This is a genomic window from Methyloversatilis sp. XJ19-13 (assembly GCF_024580155.1).
GTDB lineage: Bacteria > Pseudomonadota > Gammaproteobacteria > Burkholderiales > Rhodocyclaceae > Methyloversatilis.
In genome coordinates this window covers 1-737 of sequence record NZ_JANINH010000041.1, presented here as the reverse complement: position 1 = coordinate 737, position 737 = coordinate 1, and the positions used below count along the sequence as shown (strand labels likewise).

Sequence of the window (737 nt, the reverse complement as noted above, 5' to 3'; positions counted from 1 at the left end):
GCGGTGGCAGGCTGAACCCGCCTCACCTTGCCCAGCGCCCCGCCGCGCGAACGCGGCAGCACCGGTTCGCTGTTCGCCGCCTCACGCTGCCTCAGCGATGCACCTTCGAACGGCACCCCGGCGCCACCGCCGCGAACGCCATGCTCGTCCAGCCGGAACTGTCCCACCGCGCGCATCAACGACCTCGCCTGCTCTTCCAGACTTTCCGCCGCTGCCGCCGCCTCTTCCACCAGCGCCGCGTTCTGCTGCGTCACGCCATCCATCTGGCTCACCGCCTGCGTCACCTGCGATATCCCGCTCGCCTGCTCCTGGCTCGCCGACGCAATGTCCGTCACCAGCCCCGTCACCTGCCGGAAGCTGTCAACCACCTGCTCCATCGTCGCGCCCGCCTCGGCCACCAGCTTCGCGCCCCCGTCGACCCGCTCTACCGAGTCGGCGATCAGCCCCTTGATCTCCTTGGCCGCCTGCGCGCTGCGCTGCGCAAGATTCCTCACCTCGCTCGCCACCACCGCAAAGCCCCGGCCCTGCTCGCCCGCGCGCGCCGCTTCCACCGCCGCGTTCAGCGCCAGAATGTTCGTCTGGAACGCGATCGAGTCGATCACGCCGATGATGTCGGCGATCTTCTTGCTCGAATCCTGGATGTCGCTCATCGTGCTCACCACACGCTTGACCGTCTCCGCACCGCGCATCACCGCCTCGTTGCTCTGACGACCCAGCTCGTTCGCCTTCTGCGCACT

Annotated in this window: 1 protein-coding gene; it reads right to left on the bottom strand. The window is 68.7% G+C overall.

The features are described 5' to 3' along the window. Window positions 1–737 (bottom strand): methyl-accepting chemotaxis protein (locus tag NMQ14_RS19620; protein WP_257098512.1); only part of this gene is annotated, 737 nt, incomplete at both ends.